Source organism: Rhodobacter ferrooxidans, from assembly GCF_000176015.1.
GTDB lineage: Bacteria > Pseudomonadota > Alphaproteobacteria > Rhodobacterales > Rhodobacteraceae > Pseudorhodobacter_B > Pseudorhodobacter_B ferrooxidans.
In genome coordinates, this window is sequence record NZ_ACYY01000014.1 from 1 (window position 1) to 21,208 (window position 21,208).

Here is a 21,208-nt window from a genome sequence, read left to right on the forward strand (position 1 = left end):
GCGGGGTCGCACCGATGTGCCGAAGATCGTGGATTGGTACATGGACGGCAAGATCCAGATCGACCCGATGATCACCCATATCCTGACGCTGGACGACATCAACAAGGGGTTCGACCTGATGCATTCCGGCGAATCCATCCGGTCGGTCGTGGTGTATTAAGCCGATATGCCCTCCGCACCGTGGCGCGGAGGGCTTGGGTCGGGCGATCAGCAGGCGGCGGTGTAGCGGCTGCCGTCGCGGCGTTGATAGACGCAGCGGCCATACTGGTCGCGCCCCAGCAGCGTGCCCGCCGCAAGGCCAACCGCGCCACCGATCAGCGCGCCTTTGACCGGGTTGCCCGGCGTCACCAGCGCGCCAACCGCAGCACCTGCTGCCGCCCCGCCAACCATCTGTTCTTCCTGAGTCTGGCAGGCCGAAACCAGCGCGACAACCGACAGCATCAGAGCAATTCTTTTCATGGTCAAACCTCCTGCGTTGACGGCAAATGCTGCCGTTTGCACACGATACCACAGCTTTGCGCCGGATTTACTGATCTCTGTTTGCAGACCGGCGCTATATCGCCACCCGGATTCCCGTTAGACTTCGGGTAACAGGTGACGGACAATGAACAGGAATACACTGATGAACGGGGCTGAAACGCTGGTAAAGACGCTGCTGGCCAGTGGGGTGGACGTGTGTTTTGCCAATCCCGGCACCTCCGAGATGCATTTTGTGGCCGCATTGGACACCCACCCCGAAATGCGCTGCATCCTTTGCCTGTTCGAGGGCGGGGCGACCGGGGCGGCGGATGGCTATTTCCGCATGACCGGCAAGGTGGCGGCGACGCTTTTGCATCTGGCGCCGGGGTTCGGCAACGGCTTTGCCAATCTGCACAATGCCCGCAAGGCGCAGAGCGGCGTGCTGAACATCATGGGCGATCATGCCAGTTACCACCTGCGCCACGAATCGCCGCTGAAGGGCGATACCTCGGGCATCAGCCAGGCGGTGTCGCATTGGACTCGGGTGTCGCAGGATGCGCGATCGGTGGCTGCCGATGGGGCGGCGGCGGTGCAGGCGGCACGGGCCAGGGGCGGGCAGATTGCCACGCTGATCCTGCCCGCCAATACCGCCTGGGAAGCGGCGGTCGGGCGCGAGGTCAGCGCCGCACCGCCCGCCTTGCTCCGCCCGTCGGATGCCGAGATCGACGCGGCGGCCAGGGCGCTGTGCCAACCGGGTGCGGCGCTGCTGGTCGATGGCGCGGCGCTGTGGGGCGCGGCGGGGCAGGTTGCCGCCAGCATCGCCGCAAAAACCGGCTGCCGGTTGCTGGCGCCCTGCCTGCCGGCCCGCATCCGCCGGGGTGAGGGCGCGGTGCGGTTTGAACGGCTGGCCTATGTGGTGGAAGAAAACGTGGCGGCGCTGGCGGGCATCACCCATCTGGTGCTGTGTGGCACCCAGCGCCCCACCAGCTTTTTCGCCTATCCGGGCAAGGTCAGCCTGCCGGCCCCCGCCGATGCCTGCGTGCTGGAGCTGTGCAGCAGCGACATGGATTATGAAGCCACGCTTGACGCGCTCGCCAAGGTGCTGGGTGCCGATCCATTGCCGCCAGATGCCCTGCAAGGGATTGATTTACCGAACCTTCCCCATGGGCCCATGAGTCTTGACGGCATCGGTCAGGCGCTTGCAGCCCTGCTGCCGCAAGATGCCATCGTGGTGGACGAGGCCATTACCAACTCGCGCTTTCTGGCCGCCCCCACCGTTTCGGCGCGTGGCCACGACTGGCTGGCAGTGACCGGCGGTGCCATCGGCTTTGGCCAGCCTGCCGCCCTTGGTGCAGCGGTGGCCTGCCCCGACCGCAAGGTGGTGGTGCTGGAGGGGGACGGCTCGGGCATGTACACCCTACAGGCGCTGTGGACCATGGCGCGCGAAGGGCTGGACGTGACGGTGGTGGTGTTTTCGAACCGCGGCTATCAGATATTGCGCGGCGAATTGGCCAATGTCGGCGTCACCGAGGTGGGCCGCAATGCGGTGCGGATGTTCGACGTGGTGGAGCCCAGCCTTGATTGGGTGGCGCTTGCCAAGGGGCATGGCGTGGCGGGGGTGCGGGTCACCGATCTGGACCAGTTCAGTGACGCGTTTGCCGCCGCCATGGCGCAAAAGGGGCCGATGCTGATCGAGGTGATCTGCTAAGGCTCAGATCGCGGCCATGATCTGCGCGCCCGCCTGGCTGATGGCGAACAGCAACAGCAGCGTCAACCCCAGCAGCAGGCTAAGCCTGACCGGGCGGGGTTTCGGGCGGTCCTTGGGTATGTGAAGCAGGTCATCCATTTGTCACTTTTACACCATCTTCCCCGCGCAAATAAGGCGCGCCGCCCGGTTTTGCAGCGACAAGCCGTTTCCCGCCTAGAAACCCGGATGCAGCCGCCCTTCCCCTTGCCGCCGCTTTGCGCTAAGGCCAAGGCGCAGATTTTCCATGGGGAACCCGATGAAATTCACCCTGTCCTGGCTGAAGGATCACCTTGAAACCAGCGCCCCCTTGGACGCCATTCTTTACGCCCTGACCGACCTTGGCCACGAGGTTGAAGGCGTCGAGAATCCCGAGGATACTCTGGGCGCCTTTCGCATCTGCCGGGTGATCGAGGCGGTGCCGCATCCCAATGCCGACCGCTTGCGGCTGTGCCGGGTGGAAACCTGGCCCGATGGCCCGCAGGGTGGCAGTCAAGAGGTGCAGGTGGTTTGCGGCGCGCCCAATGCCCGCACCGGGCTGATTGGCGTGTTCGCGCCGGTGGGCACCCATGTGCCGGGCACCGGGGTCGATGTGAAACCGGGGGTGATCCGCGGTGTGGAATCCAACGGCATGCTGTGTTCGGAACGCGAGCTGATGCTGTCGGACAACCACGATGGCATCATCGACCTGCCCGCTGACGCGCCGCTGGGTGTGCGCTTCATCGACTACAAGGGCGTCAACGACCCGATGATCTACGTCAAGATCACCCCGAACCGGCCCGATGGGCTGGGGGTGCGCGGCCTTGCCCGCGATCTGGCGGCGCGTGGGCTTGGCACGCTGAAACCCTTGGAAATTCACCCGGTGGAGGGGCACTTCCCCAGCCCGATCGGCGTGCATATCGACCCCGCCTTGAAGGCCAAGGGCTGCCCGCTGTTCGCCGGCCGCACCATTCGCGGCGTCAAGAATGGCGCCTCGCCCGACTGGCTGGCGGCGCGGCTGAAGGCCATCGGGCTGCGCCCCATTTCGGCGCTGGTCGATATCACCAACTATTTCACCTTCGGGCTGAACCGCCCCCTGCATGTGTTCGACGTGGCCAAGGTGCGGGGCGATTTGCGCATCCACCCGGCGGCGGGTGGCGAGGAACTGCTGGCGCTGGATGGCAAGACCTACAGCCTGCGCCCCGGCATGATGGTGATTTCCGACGACAATGGCCCGGAATCGCTGGCCGGTATCATGGGCGGCGAGGCATCGGGCTGTTCGCCGGAAACCACCGATGTGTTCCTGGAATCCGCCTATTGGGATCCGATCACCGTCGCCACCACCGGTCGGGCGCTGAAGATCAACTCGGACGCCCGCTACCGCTTTGAACGCGGCGTCGATCCGGCTTTCACCCTGCCGGGGCTGGAACTGGCGACGCAGATGATCCTCGATCTGTGCGGCGGCGAGGCTTCGACCGTGGTGGTCGATGGCGCGGTGCCCGATACCAAACGCAGCTACAAGCTTGACCCTGCGCGGGTGGTGTCGCTGGTCGGCATGGAAATCTCCGAGGCCGAACAACGCCAGACCCTGACGGCGCTGGGGTTTTCGTTGCGCGGCGATCAGGCCACACCGCCAAGCTGGCGCCCCGATGTGCTGGGCGAGGCCGATCTGGTGGAAGAAGTGGCCCGCGTGGCCAGCCTGTCGAAACTGGTCGGCAAGCCGCTGCGCCGCGTGCAGCCCGGCGTGCCGCGGCCCATCCTGACCCCAATGCAGTCGCGCGAAAAGGCGGCGCGGCGGGCGCTGGCGGGCTTGGGTTACAACGAATGTGTCACCTACAGCTTCATCGACAAGCAGGCCTCCAGCCTGTTCGGCGGCGGCAGCGATGCGGTAAAGGTGGATAACCCGATCTCGTCGGAAATGAGCCACCTGCGCCCCGACCTGCTGCCCGGCCTGCTGCGCGCCGCCGCCCGCAACCAGGCCCGCGGCTTCATGGACATGGCGCTGTTCGAGGTCGGCCCCGCCTTCCACGGCGGCGAACCCGGCGAGCAGCATCTGCAAGCCTGCGGGCTGCTGGTCGGCGCCAATGTCACCCGCAACCCGCATGGGGCGCGCCGCCCGTCCGACCTTTACGACGCCAAGGCCGATGTCGAGGCGGTGCTGGCCGCCATCGGTGCCCCGCCGCGCGTGCAGATCACCCGCAAGGTTGCCGACTGGTGGCATCCGGGGCGGTCCGGCGTGATCGGGCTGGGGCCGAACGTGCTGGCAACCTTTGGCGAGTTGCACCCGCGCGTGCTGCAAGCCCTTGATGTGAAAGGCCCGGTGGTGGCATTCACCCTATTGATCGGCAACGTGCCGCTGCCCAAGGTGAAAACCCCCACCCGCCCGGCGCTGGCGATCAACGACCTGCAAGCGGTGGAACGCGACTTCGCCTTCGTGGTGGACAAGGGGGTCGAGGCCCTGACCCTGGTCAACGCCGCCATCGGTGCCGACAAGGTGCTGATCGGGGCGGTGCAGGTGTTCGACCAGTTCACCGGCGACAAGGCCGAGGCGCAGATGGGCGCCGGCAAGAAGTCCCTAGCGATTTCCGTGCGCCTGCAACCGCAGGAAAAGACCCTGACCGAAGCGGAGATCGAAGCCGTGTCGGCCCGGATCGTCGAGAAGGTGTGCAAGGCTACCGGGGGCGCGTTGCGGGGGTAAGCCTCAGTTCGGAGTCAGGCTGAGGCGGAACCCCAGCGCCTTGGCCACCCCCAACAGCGTCGTCAGCTTGGGGTCGCCGCTGGCGGTCAGCGCCTTGTAAAGCGCCTCGCGCGTCACCCCGGCATCGCGCGCCACCTGCGACATCCCCCGCGCCCGCGCCACGATGCCCAGCGCGTTGGTGATGTAGGTGGCATCGCCCGAGGCGAAGGCGTCCTCCAGCAGCATTTCCTGAGACTCGACCGTGGTCAGGTGGTCCGCGGGATCGAAGGGCAGGGTTTTCAGCATGTCAGACCTCGCTTGCCATGGTTTTCGCGCGGGCGATGTCGCGCGGCTGGCTGGATTTGTCGCCGCCGCACAGCAGGATGATCACCACGTTGCCGCGCCGGGTAAAATAGACCCGGTAGCCCGGGCCATGGTCGATGCGTAACTCGCCAATGCCGTCGAAAAACTTGGCATCCCCGATCAGACCCGATTGCAGCCGCGAGATGCGGATGGCCACCTTGACCCGCGCACGCTGATCCCGCAGCGAGGCCAGCCAGTCTTGGAAGGTCTCGGTTTGGCGAACCTCGAACATGTGTGAAATGTAGTTCACATAGGCGGGTTTGGCAAGGGGGTGTGAACTATGGTTCACAGCGCGGTGGCGCGCGGCCGGGGCGGGAAGGAAAAGGTGGGGTGGAACCCCACCCTACGGCTTGTTAGGTGAGGGCGGGTTTCATTGCGGTGCACCCCAGTAGAATTGAGCCCAACTAACAGAAACCGCGGTCAATATCGACAAACCGAGCCCAACTATTACGGTGGGCCAGTTCCGTTTTATGTTCAGCCACCCGTATCGCAGCCAGTTAGAGTTCTCTAAGAAATCATGCCCTGCCGGTGTCAGAGACACGTAAGTCACTTTGTGAATAGAGTCAGGCCCAGGTTCATTTAGCCAAGGCTCATCACCGTTGGTTTCGGATTTAGCGAGGAATCCGCGCTGAAGCAGTTGTTCGATTTCGTAGCCTTCTTCGCGTGTCCAACCGGGTATCTCAATAACCTCGAAACCACCAACTGAGTGTACTGAGAATTCTTGAAACTTGACGTCGTTGTCAGCTTCTTCAACTTTCCTCAGAATGCTCATGCGACGACGGTCAAGCGATTTCACCCGCTCAACCCCCCCGCCAAATCCGGCATGTCCAGCGCCGCAAACCCATAATGCCGCAGCCAGCGCAAATCGCTCTCGAAGAACGCCCGCAGGTCCGGGATGCCGTATTTCAGCATCGCCAGCCGGTCGATGCCCATGCCGAAGGCGAAACCCTGCCATTCGTTCGGGTCAACCCCGGCGGCGGTCAGCACCTTGGGGTGGACCATGCCCGAGCCGAGGATCTCCATCCACTTGTCGCCCTCGCCGATCTTCAACTGGCCGCCGACGTTGGAATAGCGGATGTCCACCTCGGCCGACGGCTCGGTGAAGGGGAAATGGCTGGCGCGGAAGCGCAGTTCGACCGAGGGCACCTCGAAGAAGGCGCGGCAGAATTCCTCCAGCGTCCATTTCAGGTTGGCCATGGAAATATCGCGGTCGATGCACAGCCCCTCGACCTGGTGGAACATCGGAGTGTGGGTCTGGTCCATGTCCATCCGGTAAACCCGGCCGGGGGCGATGACCCGGATCGGCGCGCCCTGCGCGGCCATGGCGCGGATCTGCACCGGGCTGGTGTGGGTGCGCAGCACATGCGGCGGGCGGGCATCGCCGGGGGCGCGGTTCATGAAGAAGGTGTCATGCTCCTGCCGGGCCGGATGCTCGGGCGGGATGTTCAGCGCGTCGAAGTTGAACCAGTCGGATTCGACCTGCGGCCCCTCGGCCACGGCAAAACCGATGTCGGCAAAGATCGCGGTCAGCTCGTCCATCACCTGGGACACCGGGTGGATGGTGCCCATGCGGCGGGGCCGACCGGGCAGGGTGACATCCAGCCATTCGGTCTTCAGCCGTTCGTTCAGCGCGGCATCGGCAAGCCCCGCCTTCGCGGCGCGCAGGGCGGCGTCGATCTCGTCTTTCAGCACGTTCAGCGCGGCACCGAAGGATTGCCGATCCTCGGGCGCCATCTGCCCCAGTTCGCGCATCTTCAGGCTGATCTCGCCCTTCTTGCCAAGGGCCGCCAGCCGCACGTCCTCCAGCGCCGCCTCGTCCTTGGAGGCAGAGATTGCGGCGATATACTTGCCGCGCAGAGTGGCGAGATCGGTCATGGAAGCCTCCGGGTTGCGCAGGCTTGCTAGCGAGCGGGGGCGCGGATTGCAAGGGCGCCGCTCATCCGCCCTGTCAGGCGTCTTCGCTTTGATCCGACGGCAGTTCAGCGAAGACGCCTGACAGGGCGGATGAGCGGCGGCGCAATGAAAAACCCCGCGAGGCGGGCTCGCGGGGGGTCAAATCTGCCAGGGGCCGGAAATCAGGCCGGGATGGCGGCTTTCGCCTGGGCTGCGATGGCGTTGAACGCTTCGGGCTCATGCACGGCCAGATCGGCCAGAACCTTGCGGTCCACCTCGATCCCGGCCAGCGCCAGACCGTTGATGAAGCGCGAATAGGTCAGCGCCGGGTCGAACAGCCGCACGGCGGCGTTGATGCGCTGGATCCACAGGGCGCGGAAGTTGCGCTTGCGGGTCTTGCGGTCGCGGGTGGCGTATTGATTGGCCTTGTCCACCGCCTGCGTCGCGGTGCGGAAGTTGGTCGAGCGGGCGGCATAATAGCCAGCCGCGGCCTTGATCACCTTGCGGTGGCGGGCGTGGGTGACAACGCCGGATTTTACACGGGACATCTGCTGTTCTCCTTACCGGTCGTAGGGCATGTATTTCTTGACGATCTTCGCGTCGGATGGCGACAGGATCATGGTCCCGGTGACATCGCGAATGAATTTCGTCGTGCGTTTGATCATGCCGTGGCGCTTGCCGGCGGGGCCGGCCTTCACACGTCCGGTTGCGGTGAAGCTGAAACGCTTCTTGGCCGCAGACTTGGTCTTCATCTTGGGCATTTCCATCTCCTCTTTCGAGTGGTGATCGCGCGACTCGGCATGCCACTTTGGCCGGACGCGCGGGGGTTCGAAGGCTGCCGTATAGGCAGGGCCGGGAGGCGGTGCAAGCGGATTCTGCCGCTTTTGCCTCAGTTCAGGAAGCTGCCGATCACCCGCATGAAGGCCTGCGGAATATCGGCAATCTCATAACCGCCGGGCTTGCGCGAGATCGCCAGCGCCAGCAGCACCCCCGAGATCAGCACCAGGATGGCGCCGATGCGCGGGGCGCGGCCTTCGGAATAGGCCGCCAGCAGCGACGGTATCGCCAGCGCCCCCAAAGTCAGCCCGATGACCAGATACAGATCGGTATTCATCCACCACTCCCACAGGCAACACTCGGGCGATTATTCAGGGTCGGCGCTATAAATCAACCGTTCATCACAGGGTGCGACACGCAGGATGTTGGTTGTGCCCTGCACGTTGAACGGCACACCAGCCACAACCACGATCTGTTCGTGTTCCTGCGCGAAGCCGTCTTCAAGCGCCGCCCGCACCGCCGAGATCACCGCGCCCTTGAAACGCTCCTGCGGCTCGGTCATCACGCAATGGGTGCCCCAGGTCAGGCACAGCCGTCGCGCGGTGCCCACCAGCGGCGTCAGCGCGATGATCGGCACCTTCGGCCGTTCGCGCGCCACCAGACCGACGGTCTTGCCGGTTTGCGTGAAACAGCAGATCGCCTTGATGTCGGTGGTTTCGGCAATCTCGCGTGCCGCCGCCACGATGGAGTCGGCCACGGTGGTGCGATTGGCCTTGCGCGAGCTTTCGATGATGTCGCGGTAGGTCGGATCGCTTTCCACCGACAGGGCCACGTTGCTCATCGTGGTCACCGCCTCGATCGGATACTGCCCGGCGGCGCTTTCCGCCGACAGCATGATCGCATCGGCGCCTTCGTAGATCGCCGTTGCCACGTCCGACACTTCGGCCCGCGTCGGCATCGGGCTTTCGATCATCGATTCCAGCATCTGCGTCGCCACGATCACCGGCTTGGCCGCCGCACGGGCACCGCGAACCAGCCGCTTCTGGATCGGCGGCACCGAGTGCACCGGCAATTCCACCCCCAGATCGCCGCGCGCCACCATGATGCCATCCGACACCGCCAGAATCGCGTCGTAAACCTTCACCGCCGCCGGTTTCTCGATCTTCGACAGGATGGCGGCGCGACCCTTGGCCAGAGCGCGGGCTTCCAGCACGTCTTCGGGGCGCTGCACGAAGGAAAGCGCCAGCCAGTCCACGCCCAGCTCGCAGGCAAATTCCAGGTCGATGCGGTCCTTTTCCGACAGCGCCGCCACCGGCAGCACCACGTCGGGCACGTTCACGCCCTTGCGGTTGGAGATGGTGCCACCGACGATCACCGTGCAATTGGCGAAATCCGGACCGCAGCTTTCGACATGCAGCCGGATCTTGCCGTCGTTGACCAGCAGCGAGGTGCCGGGTTCCAGGGCGGCAAAAATCTCGGGATGCGGCAGCTGCACGCGATGGGCGTCGCCGGGCGTGGCATCCAGGTCCATGCGGAACGGCTCGCCCTCGTTCAGTTCGGCCGCCCCGGCGGCAAAGGTGCCGACGCGCAGTTTCGGCCCTTGCAGGTCGGCCAGAATGGCGATCGGGCGACCGGTATCGACCTCGATCTGCCGGATGATGGCGTGGCGGGCGCGGGTGTCTTCATGCACACCATGGCTCATGTTCAGCCGGAACACGTCGGCCCCCGCTTCGAACAGCGCCCGGATGGTCTTGTAATCGCTGGAGGCCGGGCCGAGCGTGGCCACGATTTTCACGTTGCGGTGGCGTCTGTTCATGCCTCGGCCCTTTTCTTGTCGCGTTTTTTCCCTGTGCCGCGCGAGTTATGGCGGAAATCGGAATCTGGGGCAACTGGCGGATTTGATAGCGGTAACAAATTGCTGAAATGCCGCAGGATTTCGGATAGCGATTCCCCTTCTGCCGCGCATGACCTAAAGCTTTGCCAACACCCCCCGTTTGCGGAGAATTGTCGTGCCCCCATACCGGATCATCGGACCGCAGCGCCCCGGTCGCTGGCTGGTGACCTGTGATCATGCCAGCAACCGGGTGCCGCCTGACGTCGGTGGCGGCGCACTGGGGATTGCCGATGCCGACATGGCCCGCCACATCGCCTGGGACGTGGGCGCGGCGGGGCTGGCCGAGGCTTTGGCGCAGCGGCTGGACAGCCCGGCGATCCTGTCGGATTTCAGCCGTCTGGTGATCGACCCCAACCGCGGCACCGACGACCCGACGCTGGTGATGCAGCTTTACGATGGCACCATCATTCCGGCCAATCGTGGCATCAGTGCCGCCGAGGTGCAGCGGCGGCTGGACAGCCTCTATCACCCCTATCACGCCGCCTATGCGCAACTGGCGGCGCGGCGGGATGATACGGTGATCCTGGCCATCCATTCCTTCACCCCCTGTCTGCAGGGGCGCAGCCCGCGGCCCTGGCAGGTGGGGGTGCTGTATTCGCATCTGGACGAACGCCTCAGCCGCCCGCTGATCGCCCGGCTTGCCGCCGAGGCCGACCTGTGCGTGGGCGACAACCAGCCCTATGCCGGGCATCTGCCGGGCGACGCCATCGACCGCCATGCCTTGCAACCCGGTCGGCTGAACACGCTGATCGAGGTGCGCAACGACCTGATCGCCACGCCGCAGGGGCGGGCCGCGTGGGCCGACCGGCTGGCACCGATCCTGCAGCAGGTGCTGGCCGGGATATGACCCTGCCTGCGGTGCAATGCGGCGGCGTGCGGTGAATTGGCCCGAATGTGGCGCCATTGTGACAAGATTATGCGTTTGTGCTTGCCAGACGGCGGAAATCGCCGTTTCTTAACCGGGTAAGCGTGATCAGGAGAGATCGCATGTCGCTGATTCTGATGCTGTCTGTGGTGGTGTGCAGCGTTTCGCTGCTTGGGGTAACGCGTCTGCGCATGCGTCCTGTGCAAGCAGCGGCTTCCTCGCGCCGCTGATGGAGCTTTTTCTGCTGTTGCTGGCGCTGCCGGTGATGATGGGTCTGGGCCTTGGGCTGGATGCAGCGTCAAACGATGATGCAAGCGCCGATCCCGCCCCCGAACCAGCCGCTGATCCAACCGAAATGCGTCTTGCCGTGGCAGGCTCTGCTTCGGCGACCGGTGGCGACGACCTGCTGAACGGCGGTTCCGGCGATGATGCGCTGGCGGGTGCGGGCGGCAATGACACAATCAACGGCTGGCGCGGCGATGATCTGCTGTCGGGTGATGCGGGCGACGACCGGCTATCGGGCGGCATTGGTGAAGATACGTTGGTCGGCAGCCTTGGCGACGATTATCTGATCGGCGGCTCCGGGCACGACAAGTTGTTTGGCGGCATCGGCGACGATACCGTGGCCGATCTTGGCGCCGGGCCAGGTGGCGGTGACGACCAGATATTCCTTGGCGCTGGTCGCGATTATCTGAGTGCCTTTGCCGTGGGGGCCGATGGCAATCTGTTCGTCCGGGCCGGCGCGGGGCGGGATGCGCTGTTCACCGGCATGGGCAACGACACGCTTCGGGGTGACAGCGGCGACGATCTGATCGGTGCAGGCGGTGGCGACGATCAGGTCTACGGCGGCTATGGCAATGATTTCCTGGAAGGCGGCGACGGCGACGACAGCCTGTGGGGCGGCATTGGCGACGACAGCCTGTGGGGCGGTGCCGGTGACGATCTGCTGATCGGTGGTCCGGGGGCCGACATGCTGAACGGCGACGAAGGCCGCGACACGTTGGTGGGGGCGAGCTTCGATACGCTGGTCGCCGGGGCAGGCGATGACCTGCTGGAGGTGTCCGGAGGCGCCACCTTCTCGACCGGCAGCGGTGCCGACGCGGTGGTGGCCATGCGGGACGGCGGCGCATTCCCGACCGTCACCGATTATGTCGCAGGTCAGGATACCTACGTCTTTCCGATCGACAACCCGCAGGCCGCCGACCCGGTCACGCTGGTCGAGGTGGCCAATGCCACCGGCGGCGTCGATACGCTGGTGCGGATTGCCGGGCTGGATTACCTGCGGATTGCGGGCATCGCGGCGGCGGGCGTGGATCCCGCCGACCTGCAGTTCGAATCCGCCGCCTAGACCGCGGCCTTGCGCATCTCGTCCAGATAGATCTCGCGCAAGCGGCTGGCGACCGGGCCGGGCTTGCCCGTGCCGATGGCCGTGCCGTCGATCTGCACCACCGGCATCACGAAGGCCGAGGCCGAGGTGATGAAGGCCTCGTCCGCCGTTGCCGCTTCGGCTAGGGTGAAGGCGCGCTCCTCGACCTCCATCTGCGCCTCACGCGCAAAACGCAGCACGGCGGCGCGGGTGATGCCATGCAGGATCTCGTTGCCCAGATTGCGGGTGATGATGCGGTTGCCCTTGACGATATAGGCGTTGTTCGAGGTGCCCTCGGTCACGAAGCCATCCTCGACGAACCAGGCATCATCGACGCCGGCTTTCTTGGCCATCATCTTGCCCATCGACGGATACAAGAGTTGCACCGTCTTGATGTCGCGCCGACCCCAGCGGATGTCGTCGATGCTGATGACCTTCAGGCCGATCTTGGCCTGCGGGTTGGCGGCAAGGCCGGGTTTGTCTTGCGTGAACAGCACCAGCGTCGAGGGGGTTTTCGCCGGGTCAGGAAAGGCGAAATCGCGGTCGCCGGGGTTGCCGCGGGTGACTTGCAGATAGACCATGCCCTCATTGATGCCGTTGCGGGCCACAAGCTCGCGGTGGATCGTCAGCAATTCGTCCATCGTTACCGGCGCGGCCATGTCCAGCTCGGCCAGGCTGCGGGTCAGGCGGGCGGCATGGCCGGCAAAGTCGATCAGCTTGCCATCCAGAACCGAAGTGACCTCATAGACCCCGTCGGCCATCAGGAAGCCGCGGTCGAAGATCGACACGCGGGCTTCGGTTTCCGGCAGGTAGTCGCCGTTCACATAGACGGTGCGGGCCATGGCATTATCCCCATAGGGCTGGTGTGGGTGGATGAACCCCGGCGTCGTCATACCGAAGCGGATTGTCGCGGTCTTCTGCCAGAAGCAGCGGCCCGTCAAGGTCCACATAGGCCGCAGATTGCGCCAGCAGCGTCGCAGGGGCCATGGCAAGCGACGATCCGACCATGCAGCCGATCATCACGCCGTAACCCTCGGCCTGCGCCTGCGCCTTCAGGGCCAGCGCCTCGGTCAGCCCGCCGGTCTTGTCGAGCTTGATGTTGACCATGTCGTATTTGCCGCGCAAGCCGGGCAGGGAGGCACGGTCGTGGCAGGATTCGTCGGCGCAGACGGGCACGGGTCGGGCGATCTCGGCCAGCAGATCATCGGCCCCGGCGGGCAGCGGCTGTTCCACCATCGCCACGCCAAGCCGCAGAAGGTGCGGGGCGAGGGCTGAGTAAACCTCGGCGCTCCAGCCCTCGTTGGCGTCGATGATGATGGTGCTGCGCGGCGCCCCGGCGCGCACCGCCTCCAGCCGCGGCATGTCGGCCTCGGTGCCCAGCTTGATCTTCAGGATCGGGCGATGGGCATGGCGGGCGGCGGCGGCGCGCATGGCTTCGGGCGTATCCAGCGACAGGGTGAAGGCGGTCAGCACCGGGCGCGGGCTGGGCAGGCCCGCCAGCAGCCAGACCCGCTGGCCCGCGGCTTTCGCGGCATGGTCCCACAACGCGCAATCCACCGCGTTGCGGGCGGCGCCGGGCGGCAGGGCGGTTTGCAGGTCGCCGCGGCTGATGCCGGGCGGCAGGCTGGCAATCTGCGCCGTGACCGAGGCGAGGCTTTCGCCATAGCGGGCGTAAGGCACACATTCGGCCCAGCCGGTGATGCCACCGCGGCTGACACGCACGGTCAGCACATGGGCATGGGTCTTGGAGCCGCGCGAGATGGTGAACACCTCGGTCAGGCGGAAACTGTCGGGGGTAACGGTGATCATCGGGCGGCCTTGGTTGCGGCGCTCATCAAGCGTGACCGCTTTCTTCGCTGGTTTGGGCAGGATGGCGTTCAGCGCAGAAAGCCGCAAGGCTTGATAAGCGGCCCCATGATGCCAATGCTGCGGATGCAGAATACACTTGCGGCAGATTGCGCAATAATCTATCGCAACGGCAGCAATTCACGAAACATACTTGCCACGAGGCCCTGCCGATGAGCTTTCGCCTGCAACCCGCCCCCCCGCCCGTCCGAACCGCTGCCAGTTGTTCGGCCCCGGCTCGCGTCCGGCGCTGTTCGACAAGATGGCGGCATCGGCGGCGGATGTGATCAACCTTGATCTGGAAGATTCGGTGGCGCCGTCCGACAAGGATTCGGCCCGCTCCAACGTCATTGCGGCGATCAGTGCGGTGAACTGGGGCAACAAGACGCTGTCGGTGCGGATCAACGGCCTGGACAGCCCGTGGTGGTATCGCGACGTGGTCGACCTGCTGGAACTGGGCGGCGACCGGCTGGACCAGATCATGATCCCCAAGGTCGGCTGTGCGGCGGATGTCTATGCCGTCGATGCGCTGGTGACGGCGATCGAACGTGCCAAGGGCCGCAGCAAACCCATCAGCTTCGAGGTGATCATCGAATCGGCCGCCGGGATTTCCCATGTCGAGGAGATTGCCGCCTCCAGCCCGCGCCTGCAGGCGATGAGCCTGGGCGCTGCCGATTTCGCGGCCAGCATGGGCATGCAGACCACCGGCATCGGCGGCACGCAGGAAAACTATTACATGATCCGCGAGGGCGCCAAATACTGGTCCGACCCCTGGCACTGGGCGCAGGCCAATATCGTGGCTGCCTGCCGCACCCATGGCATCCTGCCGGTCGATGGCCCGTTCGGCGATTTCAGCGATGACGAGGGCTTCCGGGCACAGGCGCGGCGGTCGGCGACGTTGGGTATGGTCGGCAAATGGGCGATCCATCCCAAGCAGGTGGCGCTGGCCAACGAGGTCTTTACCCCGTCGGAAGCTGCCGTGGCCGAAGCCCGCGAGATTCTGGCCGCCATGGCCGCTGCCAAGGAACGCGGCGAGGGGGCCACGGTCTACAAGGGCCGTCTGGTCGATATTGCCAGCATCAAGCAGGCCGAGGTCATCGTGAAACAGTCCGAGATGATCGCGGCCTATTAGACTTTTGATTTTCGCGTGTCAGGCGGCAAAACCGGTGTCCACTTTTGCCTGACACGCTTCACGACACCCGTGCGGCAAGGGTTGGGAGGCCCGGCGCCGCAACAGGGGAGGATGCAGCGCCCCGAAGCAGGACTTCGGGGCGCTGCTGTTTTTCCAAGTCATTTCAACGGCAGACACAGCTCGGTGATCAGGTCTTCGGGGGCTGTGTCCTGCGGCGTGTTGCGGTAGATCTCGAACACCGGGCGGTCGGCGGGTTCCTCGCCCGATTGCGGAAGCCACAGGCTGTAAAGCTGGTCATAGGCGGCGGACAGCCCGGCATAGGGGCCGGTATGGGTCAGCACGCCATGGCGACCGGGCGCCAGCAATACCTGTTCAAGCGGCGGTTCCAGCACCGTGTCGGCACCCACCTCCAGCCCGGCATGGCTGCGCAAATCGGCGGCGGCGATGGCGGCAGGGTCGTCATAATACACCCCCAGCATGGCGCCGGTCTGCGGATAAAGCCCGCGCGCCCCGATCACCGCCCCCAGCTTGGCAAAGGCGCGGTTGATCTCGGGGTAGGGGCCGCGGTGCGGCATGGCGGCAAGGCGGCGGGCGGGCTCATTGCGAATTTCGACGGGAAACATCAGGCGGACCTCCGGTCTGGCGATGAGGAAGGGGCGCAACTCGCCGCGCTGGCGAAAGGCGGCGGGGGTGACAAGAAAGGCTTCCTTGAAGGCACGGCGAAAGCTGGCAAGGTTGGGATAGCCCACATCGCGGGCAATCCGGTCGATGGCGGTATCGGTCTGCACCAGTGCTGTGGCAGCAAGGCCCAGCCGGATTCGGCGCACCGCCCCTGCCGCGGTTTCGCCGGTGATGGCGCGGAAAACCCGGTGCCAGTGGAAGCGACTCATTGCCGCAACATCGGCCAGCGCATCCAGCGAAAGATCACCCGCCGGGTGGTCGTGGATATAGTCCAGCACCCGCAAACACCGATTTTCACTGTGATTTGCCATCTTTGGCCCCGTTTTGCCGCGCATCCCAGCATTGGCACAGAGTCGCCGCACAAATCTTGCCGAGTTGCAAAGATTGTCCCTCCAGAGCATACAACCGCATGAATGATCCCGCAGCGGTTACCTGGAGCGCGCGCCATGAACTATCTCGAGTTTGAAAAGACCCTGGCCGAAATCGAAGGCAAGGCCGAAGAGCTGCGCGCGCTGGCGCGGGGCAACCGCGGGATGGACGTGGAACGCGAAGCCGCCGCCCTTGACCGCAAGGCCGAGACCATGCTGCGCGACATCTACAAGGACCTTTCGGCCTGGCGCAAATGCCAGGTGGCCCGCCACCCCGACCGCCCGCACTGCAAGGACTATATCGAAGGCCTGTTCGTCGAGTTCACGCCGCTGGCAGGGGATCGCAACTTTGCCGATGACCATGCGGTGATGGGTGGGCTGGCCCGCTTTGGCGATGTGCCGGTGATGGTGATCGGCCACGAGAAGGGCAATGACACCAAGACCCGGATCGAGCGGAATTTCGGCATGGCGCGGCCCGAGGGCTATCGCAAGGCGATCCGGCTGATGGACATGGCGGCGCGGTTCAACCTGCCGGTGATCACGCTGGTCGATACCCCCGGCGCCTTCCCCGGCAAAGGCGCCGAAGAGCGCGGTCAGGCCGAAGCCATTGCCCGCAGCACCCAGAAATGCCTTGAGATCGGCGTGCCGCTGATCTCGGTGATCATCGGCGAGGGTGGTTCGGGCGGCGCCGTGGCCTTTGCCACCGCCAACCGCGTGGCGATGCTGGAACATTCGGTCTATTCGGTGATCTCGCCGGAAGGCTGCGCCAGCATCCTGTGGAAAGACGCCGAAAAGATGCGCGAAGCCGCCGAGGCGTTGCGGCTGACGGCGCAGGATCTGCAAAAGCTGGGCGTGGTGGACCGCATCATCAAGGAACCGACCGGCGGCGCGCAACGCGGCAAGCGCGAGGCGATCGAGGCGGTGGGCAAGGCGATCGAGACCATGCTGGGCGAGTTGTCGGGCAAGGAACCGGCGGCGCTGATCGCCGAGCGGCGCAAGAAGTTCCTCGATATGGGCGCGCGCGGTCTGGCGGCCTGATGAGCAACCCTTGGGTTGTTCTGATTCTTGCCGGAATCTTCGAAATGGTCTGGGCCATCGGGTTGAAATACACCGATGGCTTCAGCCGTTTATGGCCCTCGGTGCTGACGCTGGTGGCGATGGTGATCAGCGTCCTGCTGTTGGCGCAGGCGATGAAAACCCTGCCCGTGGGCACGGCTTATGCAGTTTGGACCGGCATCGGCACTTTGGGCACCGCAATCCTGGCGGTGTTCCTGTTCGGCGAGCCGGTGACGGTGCTGCGGCTGGCCGGGATCGGGCTGATTCTGGCGGGGATCGTGGCACTGAAGCTGGCCTGAGGCGCTTGCTTGTCGCTTGCTGGCGCAGCGCTCCGCGCGGGCATTGCAGCGAAGAGGCCTGTCAGGGCCGATGAGCGCCCGGCTTCGGTTTTTTCGGTTTTGGCGGCGGCAGGTCGGCGGCCACTTGCGTCACCAGCCGGGCCAGCAACGCCGGATCGTCCAAAGCTTCGTCGATGACGATCTGCGGCTTGACGCCGGGATAGGGTTCGCCCAGCACCGCATCGGGCAGCAGCGCGCGCAGGCCGGGCGTCGGTTTCAGCGTCAACTGGTTGTCGCAGATCAGCCCCACCACCTTGCCATCGCAATAGACCGCGTATTCGCCAAACATTGGCCGGATGGCGACATTCCCCGCCCCCTGCATCTGTTCAAGGATATATCTGGCGGTATCGGCATCGGTGGCCATGCTCAGACGTTGAACCCCGCTTCGCGCATCAGCCGGTTGGAGGCGGTTTCGATGGTTTCCTCCAGCACTTGCATGAAGGCCGCCCCGCGCATGCCGGCGGGGATGGCGGGCAGAAACTCGATCACCGCCACGCCGGGCTTGCGATAGATACCGTGCCGGGGCCAGAACACGCCAACATTGGTGGCCACCGGAATACAGGGCTGTTTCAGTTGCGCATAAAGCGCCGCCGAGCCGGACTTGTAGGGCATCTGCGCCCCGGCGGCGACCCGGGTGCCTTGCGGATAGATGATGATCTGCCCCGGACGCAGCGCGCCCTTTTCCACATCGGCCAGCATCTGCTTGATCGCCGAGCCGCGCTTGCCACGGTCCACCGGCACAAAGCCCGCCCGCAGCGCGTGCCAGCCCGCCACCGGCACCCAGGTCAATTCCTTCTTCATGATGAAGCGCGGTGCCGGCAAGGTGCTGACCAGCACCACCGAATCCAGGAACGACTGGTGTTTCGAGGCCACCAGCACTGCCCCGGTCGGGATCGGGCCGCGTATTTCGGTGCGCAGACCCACCATATGTTCGGCGGTAAACCGCACCCAGCGGCCATAAAGCTGCATCCAGCGCAGCGAGGCGGTGCGGGTGAACAGCGCCAGCGGCACATAGCCCACCATCAGCACGATGATGGCCACATACATCTGGATCACGAACAGCAGTGACAGCAGCCATTGCAGGGCATGTCTCATCAGGTCAGCTCTTTCAGTTTGCGGAATGCGGCAATGCGGGTGGCGACAAAGGCGATCGTTGCTGCCAGCAGCGGCAGCGCCAGCGGCAGCAGCCAGCCCGCGCCCTGAAAGCCAAGCCCGGTCAGAAAGCCGCCGGCGGCATCGGCGGCGGGCAGGAAGGCGATGCCGATCATCCCCGCCAGCGCCCCCACGGCAGCGCCGGCAAGGGCGCGCAGGGTAAAGCGGCGCACGAAAGCGCGGGCGATGTAGCTGTCGCGCGCCCCCACCAGCCGCAGCACCCGGATCACCTGCGCATTGGCGGCCAGCGAGGCGTTGGCGGCCAGGGTGATCATCGCGGCCATGGTGCCCAGGATCAGCACGATGGAAACCCCTGCCAGCAGCCGCAACCGCCCGGCGGCCACCACCAGCGGCTGACGCCAGCGGGTGTGATCGTCCAGCACCGCGCCGGGCGCCTCGGCCGACAGCCGCTGGCGCAGGCCTTCGGCGTCAAAGCCGGGGTCGGCCTCGGTGATCTCGATCAGCCGCGGGATCGGCAGCGCGTCCAGCGGCAGGTCGGGGCCGAACCACGGCTCCAGCAAGGCGCGCTGTTCGTCGTCGGTCATGGCGCGGGCGCTGGCGATGCCCGGCGTGGTGGCCAGAAGGTCCAGCACGGCCTGAGTCTGCGGCGCGATCTGGTCGGTGGGGGCGGAAATGCGGATAGTGGCGGTGCGGGCCAGCGCCTCGGACCACCGGTCGGCCAGCCGCCCCGAGGCCAGCGAAAGCGCCAGCGCGAACACTGCAAGGAAGGTCATTGCGCCTGCGGTAAAGCTGGTCAGCCAGGCGGTGGGGCCAGAGGTCGGCACCACGCGGTCGGCGGCGCGGTCACGGCGGGCGATGCGGGCAAGGGCGGCGCGGATCACAGGTCGGCCCCCGCAAGCTGGATGCGGCGGTTCTTGATGCGCAGCACCCGTGCCGCCACCTGCGCCTTGGCGGTGCGGATCAGGTTCAGGTCATGCGTCGCCACCAGAATGGTCTTGCCCATCTTGTTCAGCTCGACCAGCAGCGTCAGCAACCGCAACGACATTTCCCAATCCAGGTTGCCGGTCGGTTCGTCGGCCAGCACCACATCCGGCCCCATGATCACCGCGCGGGCGACTGCGGCACGTTGCCGCTCGCCGCCCGAAAGCTGTGGCGGCAGCGCATCGGCCAGCGCGCCAAGCCCCACCCAGCCCAGCAGATCGGAAAGATCCTGCGGATCGCCGTCGCGCCCGGAAACCGTCAGCGGCAGCGTCACGTTGGCGGCCAGCGGCAGATGGTCGATGAACTGGCAATCCTGATGCACCACGCCGATACGCCGGCGCATCCGCGCCACGTCATCCCGGCCCAGGCTGCGCACTTCGCGGTCGAACAGCGTTACCCGGCCTGCGGTGGGCAGAAGTTCGGCATAACACAGCTTCAGAAACGTCGATTTTCCGGCCCCCGAAGGCCCGGTCAGGAAATGAAACGACCCGGGCACCAGCCGCAGGGTGATCTCGGTCAGAAGCTCGGCACCGCCATAGCTGTAGGCGGCATTGTCGAAGGAAATCACAAGGCGTCTCCATGCGGGCGAGGGCGCGGGCGGCTGACCTGCACCATTGCCCAGTGGCGCGCCGGTTTCAATCGCCCTGCGCCGTTTCGCGTTAACCTAAGGCTTGGATATCAGAAGTATCGTTGCTACAACAGCGACAGTGGTGTGGCAGGTGCAGGCAGGGACAGAACGAATGCGGCTGGTTTGCCCGAATTGCGATGCGCAATACGAAGTCAGCGATGACGCGATCCCCGAACAGGGCCGCGACGTGCAGTGTTCAAGCTGCGGCCATGCCTGGTTTCAGGTATCGCCCGAGGTCGAGGCGGCTCAGGCGGCAGAGGAGGATCTGTTCGCTGCACCGGAAGTCGATGCGCCCGCTGGCATCGAAACCGCCGCAACCGCAGCCGCCGAAGCAACCGCCGCCGCCGCAACCGCAACCGTTGCCGCCGAAATCGCCACGTCGCCGGTGGCCGCCGAACCTGAACCGCCACGCGCGGCAGCCCCAGAACCGGAACCGGAACCCGAGTCAGAACCGCATTTCGAAAGCCCGGCCCCGTTGCAGCGCCGCTCGATCGACGAAAGCCTGATGGCGGTGCTGCGCGAAGAGGCCGAGCGCGAGGCCGCCGCCCGCCGCACCGAAGTGGTGCAACCTCTGGAAACCCAGCCTGATCTGGGCCTGCAACCTGCCGAGCCCGAAGTGGCCGACAGCCCGGTGGCCCGGCGCATTGCCCAGATGAAGGGTGTTGCCGCCGAACCGGCCAAACCGGCGATGCGGCGCGAGTTGCTGCCTGATATCGAGGAAATCAATTCCACCCTGCGCGCCAGTTCCGACCGGCGGCAGGATGGCGACGGCGGCTTTGAACCGCAGACCGGACGCAGCATCGGGCGTAGCGGTTTCCGCAGCGGTTTCGTGCTGATGATGATTCTGGCGGTGCTGGCAACGCTGGCCTATGTGGCCGCGCCGAAAATCTCGGCCCAGATCCCCGGCAGTGCTGCGGCGCTGAGCGCCTATGTGGCGGCGGTGGACAAGGGGCGTCTGTTTCTGGACGGGTTGATGCAGCAGGCCACCGGTGCCATCACCGGCGATCAAAAGGCTGGCGACGAAAAAGCTGGCGGCTGAACCGACGCTT

At 65.4% G+C, this 21,208-nt stretch carries 24 protein-coding genes and 2 pseudogenes; 9 read left to right on the forward strand and 17 right to left on the reverse strand.

What is annotated here, in order from left to right:
• A pseudogene (locus RSW2DRAFT_RS17475) lies at positions 1–160 on the forward strand (S-(hydroxymethyl)glutathione dehydrogenase); the annotation flags it as partial.
• 47 nt (positions 161–207) lie between these two features.
• On the opposite strand, the gene RSW2DRAFT_RS10920 reads toward RSW2DRAFT_RS17475, so the two are convergent.
• Complete coding sequence (locus RSW2DRAFT_RS10920; RefSeq protein WP_008030912.1) at positions 208–459, reverse strand: YMGG-like glycine zipper-containing protein; 252 nt, start codon at positions 457–459, stop codon at positions 208–210.
• 163 nt (positions 460–622) lie between these two features.
• Here RSW2DRAFT_RS10920 and RSW2DRAFT_RS10925 point away from each other — a divergent pair, with 163 nt between their 5' ends.
• Complete coding sequence (locus tag RSW2DRAFT_RS10925; RefSeq protein ID WP_008030913.1) at positions 623–2,167, forward strand: acetolactate synthase large subunit; 1,545 nt, start codon at positions 623–625, stop codon at positions 2,165–2,167.
• 3 nt (positions 2,168–2,170) lie between these two features.
• Here RSW2DRAFT_RS10925 and RSW2DRAFT_RS18705 read toward each other — a convergent pair whose 3' ends face one another.
• Positions 2,171–2,305: a hypothetical protein gene (locus RSW2DRAFT_RS18705; protein ID WP_008030914.1), complete on the reverse strand. Its 135-nt coding sequence runs from the start codon at positions 2,303–2,305 to the stop codon at positions 2,171–2,173.
• A gap of 157 nt (positions 2,306–2,462) precedes the next feature.
• On the opposite strand from RSW2DRAFT_RS18705, the gene pheT reads away from it, so the two are divergent.
• On the forward strand, positions 2,463–4,880 hold the full coding sequence (gene pheT, locus RSW2DRAFT_RS10930) for a phenylalanine--tRNA ligase subunit beta (protein WP_008030916.1): 2,418 nt from the start codon (positions 2,463–2,465) through the stop codon (positions 4,878–4,880).
• A gap of 3 nt (positions 4,881–4,883) precedes the next feature.
• On the opposite strand, the gene RSW2DRAFT_RS10935 is transcribed toward pheT, so the two are convergent.
• The 8 genes from RSW2DRAFT_RS10935 to pyk all read right to left on the reverse strand — a co-directional run bounded on the left by RSW2DRAFT_RS10935 (position 4,884) and on the right by pyk (position 9,708).
• Positions 4,884–5,165 carry an addiction module antidote protein gene (locus tag RSW2DRAFT_RS10935; protein WP_008030917.1) on the reverse strand — a complete coding sequence of 94 codons (282 nt, stop codon included), beginning with the start codon at positions 5,163–5,165 and terminating at the stop codon, positions 4,884–4,886.
• 1 nt (position 5,166) lies between these two features.
• Positions 5,167–5,454: a type II toxin-antitoxin system RelE/ParE family toxin gene (locus RSW2DRAFT_RS10940; protein WP_008030919.1), complete on the reverse strand. Its 288-nt coding sequence runs from the start codon at positions 5,452–5,454 to the stop codon at positions 5,167–5,169.
• A 138-nt stretch (positions 5,455–5,592) separates the two neighbouring features.
• Positions 5,593–6,018 (reverse strand): hypothetical protein, encoded by a 426-nt coding sequence (locus tag RSW2DRAFT_RS17960; RefSeq protein WP_156790701.1) that lies wholly within the window; start codon positions 6,016–6,018, stop codon positions 5,593–5,595.
• A complete protein-coding gene (gene pheS, locus RSW2DRAFT_RS10945) occupies positions 6,015–7,097 on the reverse strand; it encodes a phenylalanine--tRNA ligase subunit alpha (RefSeq protein ID WP_008030921.1) in 1,083 nt (360 codons plus the stop codon). Before pheS ends, RSW2DRAFT_RS17960 begins: the two co-directional genes overlap by 4 nt.
• A gap of 200 nt (positions 7,098–7,297) precedes the next feature.
• Positions 7,298–7,663 (reverse strand): 50S ribosomal protein L20, encoded by a 366-nt coding sequence (rplT, locus tag RSW2DRAFT_RS10950; RefSeq protein ID WP_008030923.1) that lies wholly within the window; start codon positions 7,661–7,663, stop codon positions 7,298–7,300.
• Between the two features lie 12 nt (positions 7,664–7,675).
• Positions 7,676–7,876: a 50S ribosomal protein L35 gene (rpmI, locus tag RSW2DRAFT_RS10955; RefSeq protein WP_008030925.1), complete on the reverse strand. Its 201-nt coding sequence runs from the start codon at positions 7,874–7,876 to the stop codon at positions 7,676–7,678.
• A gap of 128 nt (positions 7,877–8,004) precedes the next feature.
• Positions 8,005–8,229, reverse strand: coding sequence for a hypothetical protein (locus RSW2DRAFT_RS10960; RefSeq protein ID WP_008030927.1), 225 nt, complete (start codon positions 8,227–8,229; stop codon positions 8,005–8,007).
• A 30-nt stretch (positions 8,230–8,259) separates the two neighbouring features.
• Positions 8,260–9,708 carry a pyruvate kinase gene (pyk, locus tag RSW2DRAFT_RS10965; protein WP_008030928.1) on the reverse strand — a complete coding sequence of 483 codons (1,449 nt, stop codon included), beginning with the start codon at positions 9,706–9,708 and terminating at the stop codon, positions 8,260–8,262.
• Positions 9,709–9,901: 193 nt separating this feature from the next.
• Here pyk and RSW2DRAFT_RS10970 point away from each other — a divergent pair, with 193 nt between their 5' ends.
• The gene (locus tag RSW2DRAFT_RS10970) at positions 9,902–10,633 is read left to right on the forward strand and encodes an N-formylglutamate amidohydrolase (RefSeq protein WP_008030931.1); all 732 of its coding nucleotides are present in this window, start codon (positions 9,902–9,904) and stop codon (positions 10,631–10,633) included.
• A gap of 247 nt (positions 10,634–10,880) precedes the next feature.
• Positions 10,881–11,999, forward strand: coding sequence for a calcium-binding protein (locus RSW2DRAFT_RS10975; RefSeq protein ID WP_008030935.1), 1,119 nt, complete (start codon positions 10,881–10,883; stop codon positions 11,997–11,999).
• On the opposite strand, the gene RSW2DRAFT_RS10980 is transcribed toward RSW2DRAFT_RS10975, so the two are convergent.
• A complete protein-coding gene (locus RSW2DRAFT_RS10980; protein WP_008030938.1) occupies positions 11,996–12,859 on the reverse strand; it encodes a D-amino-acid transaminase in 864 nt (287 codons plus the stop codon). The two genes, RSW2DRAFT_RS10975 and RSW2DRAFT_RS10980, sit on opposite strands and share 4 nt — an antisense overlap.
• A gap of 4 nt (positions 12,860–12,863) precedes the next feature.
• Positions 12,864–13,826 carry an N-acetyl-D-Glu racemase DgcA gene (gene dgcA / locus RSW2DRAFT_RS10985; protein WP_008030940.1) on the reverse strand — a complete coding sequence of 321 codons (963 nt, stop codon included), beginning with the start codon at positions 13,824–13,826 and terminating at the stop codon, positions 12,864–12,866.
• A 209-nt stretch (positions 13,827–14,035) separates the two neighbouring features.
• On the opposite strand from dgcA, the pseudogene RSW2DRAFT_RS10990 reads away from it, so the two are divergent.
• Positions 14,036–14,994: pseudogene (locus tag RSW2DRAFT_RS10990) on the forward strand (L-malyl-CoA/beta-methylmalyl-CoA lyase).
• A 158-nt stretch (positions 14,995–15,152) separates the two neighbouring features.
• On the opposite strand, the gene RSW2DRAFT_RS10995 reads toward RSW2DRAFT_RS10990, so the two are convergent.
• Complete coding sequence (locus RSW2DRAFT_RS10995) at positions 15,153–15,986, reverse strand: AraC family transcriptional regulator (RefSeq protein WP_008030945.1); 834 nt, start codon at positions 15,984–15,986, stop codon at positions 15,153–15,155.
• A gap of 135 nt (positions 15,987–16,121) precedes the next feature.
• Here RSW2DRAFT_RS10995 and RSW2DRAFT_RS11000 point away from each other — a divergent pair, with 135 nt between their 5' ends.
• Positions 16,122–17,081, forward strand: a complete 960-nt coding sequence (locus tag RSW2DRAFT_RS11000) for an acetyl-CoA carboxylase carboxyltransferase subunit alpha (protein ID WP_008030946.1) — start codon at positions 16,122–16,124, stop codon at positions 17,079–17,081.
• Positions 17,081–17,398, forward strand: a complete 318-nt coding sequence (sugE, locus tag RSW2DRAFT_RS11005) for a quaternary ammonium compound efflux SMR transporter SugE (RefSeq protein ID WP_008030947.1) — start codon at positions 17,081–17,083, stop codon at positions 17,396–17,398. The genes RSW2DRAFT_RS11000 and sugE overlap by 1 nt, the downstream gene beginning before the upstream one ends.
• A 61-nt stretch (positions 17,399–17,459) precedes the next feature.
• Here the strand turns inward: sugE and RSW2DRAFT_RS11010 are convergent, their stop codons facing one another.
• From RSW2DRAFT_RS11010 to RSW2DRAFT_RS11025, 4 genes are read right to left on the reverse strand one after another with little or no spacing between them, the layout of a single operon-like run.
• Positions 17,460–17,801, reverse strand: coding sequence for a TfoX/Sxy family protein (locus tag RSW2DRAFT_RS11010; RefSeq protein ID WP_008030950.1), 342 nt, complete (start codon positions 17,799–17,801; stop codon positions 17,460–17,462).
• A 2-nt stretch (positions 17,802–17,803) separates the two neighbouring features.
• A complete protein-coding gene (locus tag RSW2DRAFT_RS11015; protein ID WP_008030952.1) occupies positions 17,804–18,532 on the reverse strand; it encodes a lysophospholipid acyltransferase family protein in 729 nt (242 codons plus the stop codon).
• Positions 18,532–19,431, reverse strand: coding sequence for a cell division protein FtsX (locus RSW2DRAFT_RS11020; RefSeq protein ID WP_008030954.1), 900 nt, complete (start codon positions 19,429–19,431; stop codon positions 18,532–18,534). The genes RSW2DRAFT_RS11015 and RSW2DRAFT_RS11020 overlap by 1 nt, the downstream gene beginning before the upstream one ends.
• Positions 19,428–20,099, reverse strand: coding sequence for a cell division ATP-binding protein FtsE (locus RSW2DRAFT_RS11025; RefSeq protein ID WP_008030956.1), 672 nt, complete (start codon positions 20,097–20,099; stop codon positions 19,428–19,430). The genes RSW2DRAFT_RS11020 and RSW2DRAFT_RS11025 overlap by 4 nt, the downstream gene beginning before the upstream one ends.
• 172 nt (positions 20,100–20,271) lie before the next feature.
• Here RSW2DRAFT_RS11025 and RSW2DRAFT_RS11030 point away from each other — a divergent pair, with 172 nt between their 5' ends.
• Positions 20,272–21,198, forward strand: a complete 927-nt coding sequence (locus RSW2DRAFT_RS11030) for a zinc-ribbon domain-containing protein (protein WP_008030959.1) — start codon at positions 20,272–20,274, stop codon at positions 21,196–21,198.
• The last annotated feature ends 10 nt before the right edge of the window (positions 21,199–21,208 follow it).

Excerpts from the sequence above, each read along its gene's own strand:
- RSW2DRAFT_RS10920 (WP_008030912.1), bottom strand. The coding sequence starts at position 459 with ATGAAAAGAATTGCTCTGATGCTGTCGGTTGTCGCGCTGGTTTCGGCC.
- RSW2DRAFT_RS10925 (WP_008030913.1), top strand. The coding sequence starts at position 623 with ATGAACGGGGCTGAAACGCTGGTAAAGACGCTGCTGGCCAGTGGGGTG.
- RSW2DRAFT_RS18705 (WP_008030914.1), bottom strand. The coding sequence starts at position 2,305 with ATGGATGACCTGCTTCACATACCCAAGGACCGCCCGAAACCCCGCCCG.
- pheT (WP_008030916.1), top strand. The coding sequence starts at position 2,463 with ATGAAATTCACCCTGTCCTGGCTGAAGGATCACCTTGAAACCAGCGCC.
- RSW2DRAFT_RS10935 (WP_008030917.1), bottom strand. The coding sequence starts at position 5,165 with ATGCTGAAAACCCTGCCCTTCGATCCCGCGGACCACCTGACCACGGTC.
- RSW2DRAFT_RS10940 (WP_008030919.1), bottom strand. The coding sequence starts at position 5,454 with ATGTTCGAGGTTCGCCAAACCGAGACCTTCCAAGACTGGCTGGCCTCG.
- pheS (WP_008030921.1), bottom strand. The coding sequence starts at position 7,097 with ATGACCGATCTCGCCACTCTGCGCGGCAAGTATATCGCCGCAATCTCT.
- rplT (WP_008030923.1), bottom strand. The coding sequence starts at position 7,663 with ATGTCCCGTGTAAAATCCGGCGTTGTCACCCACGCCCGCCACCGCAAG.
- rpmI (WP_008030925.1), bottom strand. The coding sequence starts at position 7,876 with ATGCCCAAGATGAAGACCAAGTCTGCGGCCAAGAAGCGTTTCAGCTTC.
- RSW2DRAFT_RS10960 (WP_008030927.1), bottom strand. The coding sequence starts at position 8,229 with ATGAATACCGATCTGTATCTGGTCATCGGGCTGACTTTGGGGGCGCTG.
- pyk (WP_008030928.1), bottom strand. The coding sequence starts at position 9,708 with ATGAACAGACGCCACCGCAACGTGAAAATCGTGGCCACGCTCGGCCCG.
- RSW2DRAFT_RS10975 (WP_008030935.1), top strand. The coding sequence starts at position 10,881 with ATGGAGCTTTTTCTGCTGTTGCTGGCGCTGCCGGTGATGATGGGTCTG.
- RSW2DRAFT_RS10980 (WP_008030938.1), bottom strand. The coding sequence starts at position 12,859 with ATGGCCCGCACCGTCTATGTGAACGGCGACTACCTGCCGGAAACCGAA.
- dgcA (WP_008030940.1), bottom strand. The coding sequence starts at position 13,826 with ATGATCACCGTTACCCCCGACAGTTTCCGCCTGACCGAGGTGTTCACC.
- RSW2DRAFT_RS10995 (WP_008030945.1), bottom strand. The coding sequence starts at position 15,986 with ATGGCAAATCACAGTGAAAATCGGTGTTTGCGGGTGCTGGACTATATC.
- RSW2DRAFT_RS11000 (WP_008030946.1), top strand. The coding sequence starts at position 16,122 with ATGAACTATCTCGAGTTTGAAAAGACCCTGGCCGAAATCGAAGGCAAG.
- sugE (WP_008030947.1), top strand. The coding sequence starts at position 17,081 with ATGAGCAACCCTTGGGTTGTTCTGATTCTTGCCGGAATCTTCGAAATG.
- RSW2DRAFT_RS11010 (WP_008030950.1), bottom strand. The coding sequence starts at position 17,801 with ATGGCCACCGATGCCGATACCGCCAGATATATCCTTGAACAGATGCAG.
- RSW2DRAFT_RS11015 (WP_008030952.1), bottom strand. The coding sequence starts at position 18,532 with ATGAGACATGCCCTGCAATGGCTGCTGTCACTGCTGTTCGTGATCCAG.
- RSW2DRAFT_RS11030 (WP_008030959.1), top strand. The coding sequence starts at position 20,272 with ATGCGGCTGGTTTGCCCGAATTGCGATGCGCAATACGAAGTCAGCGAT.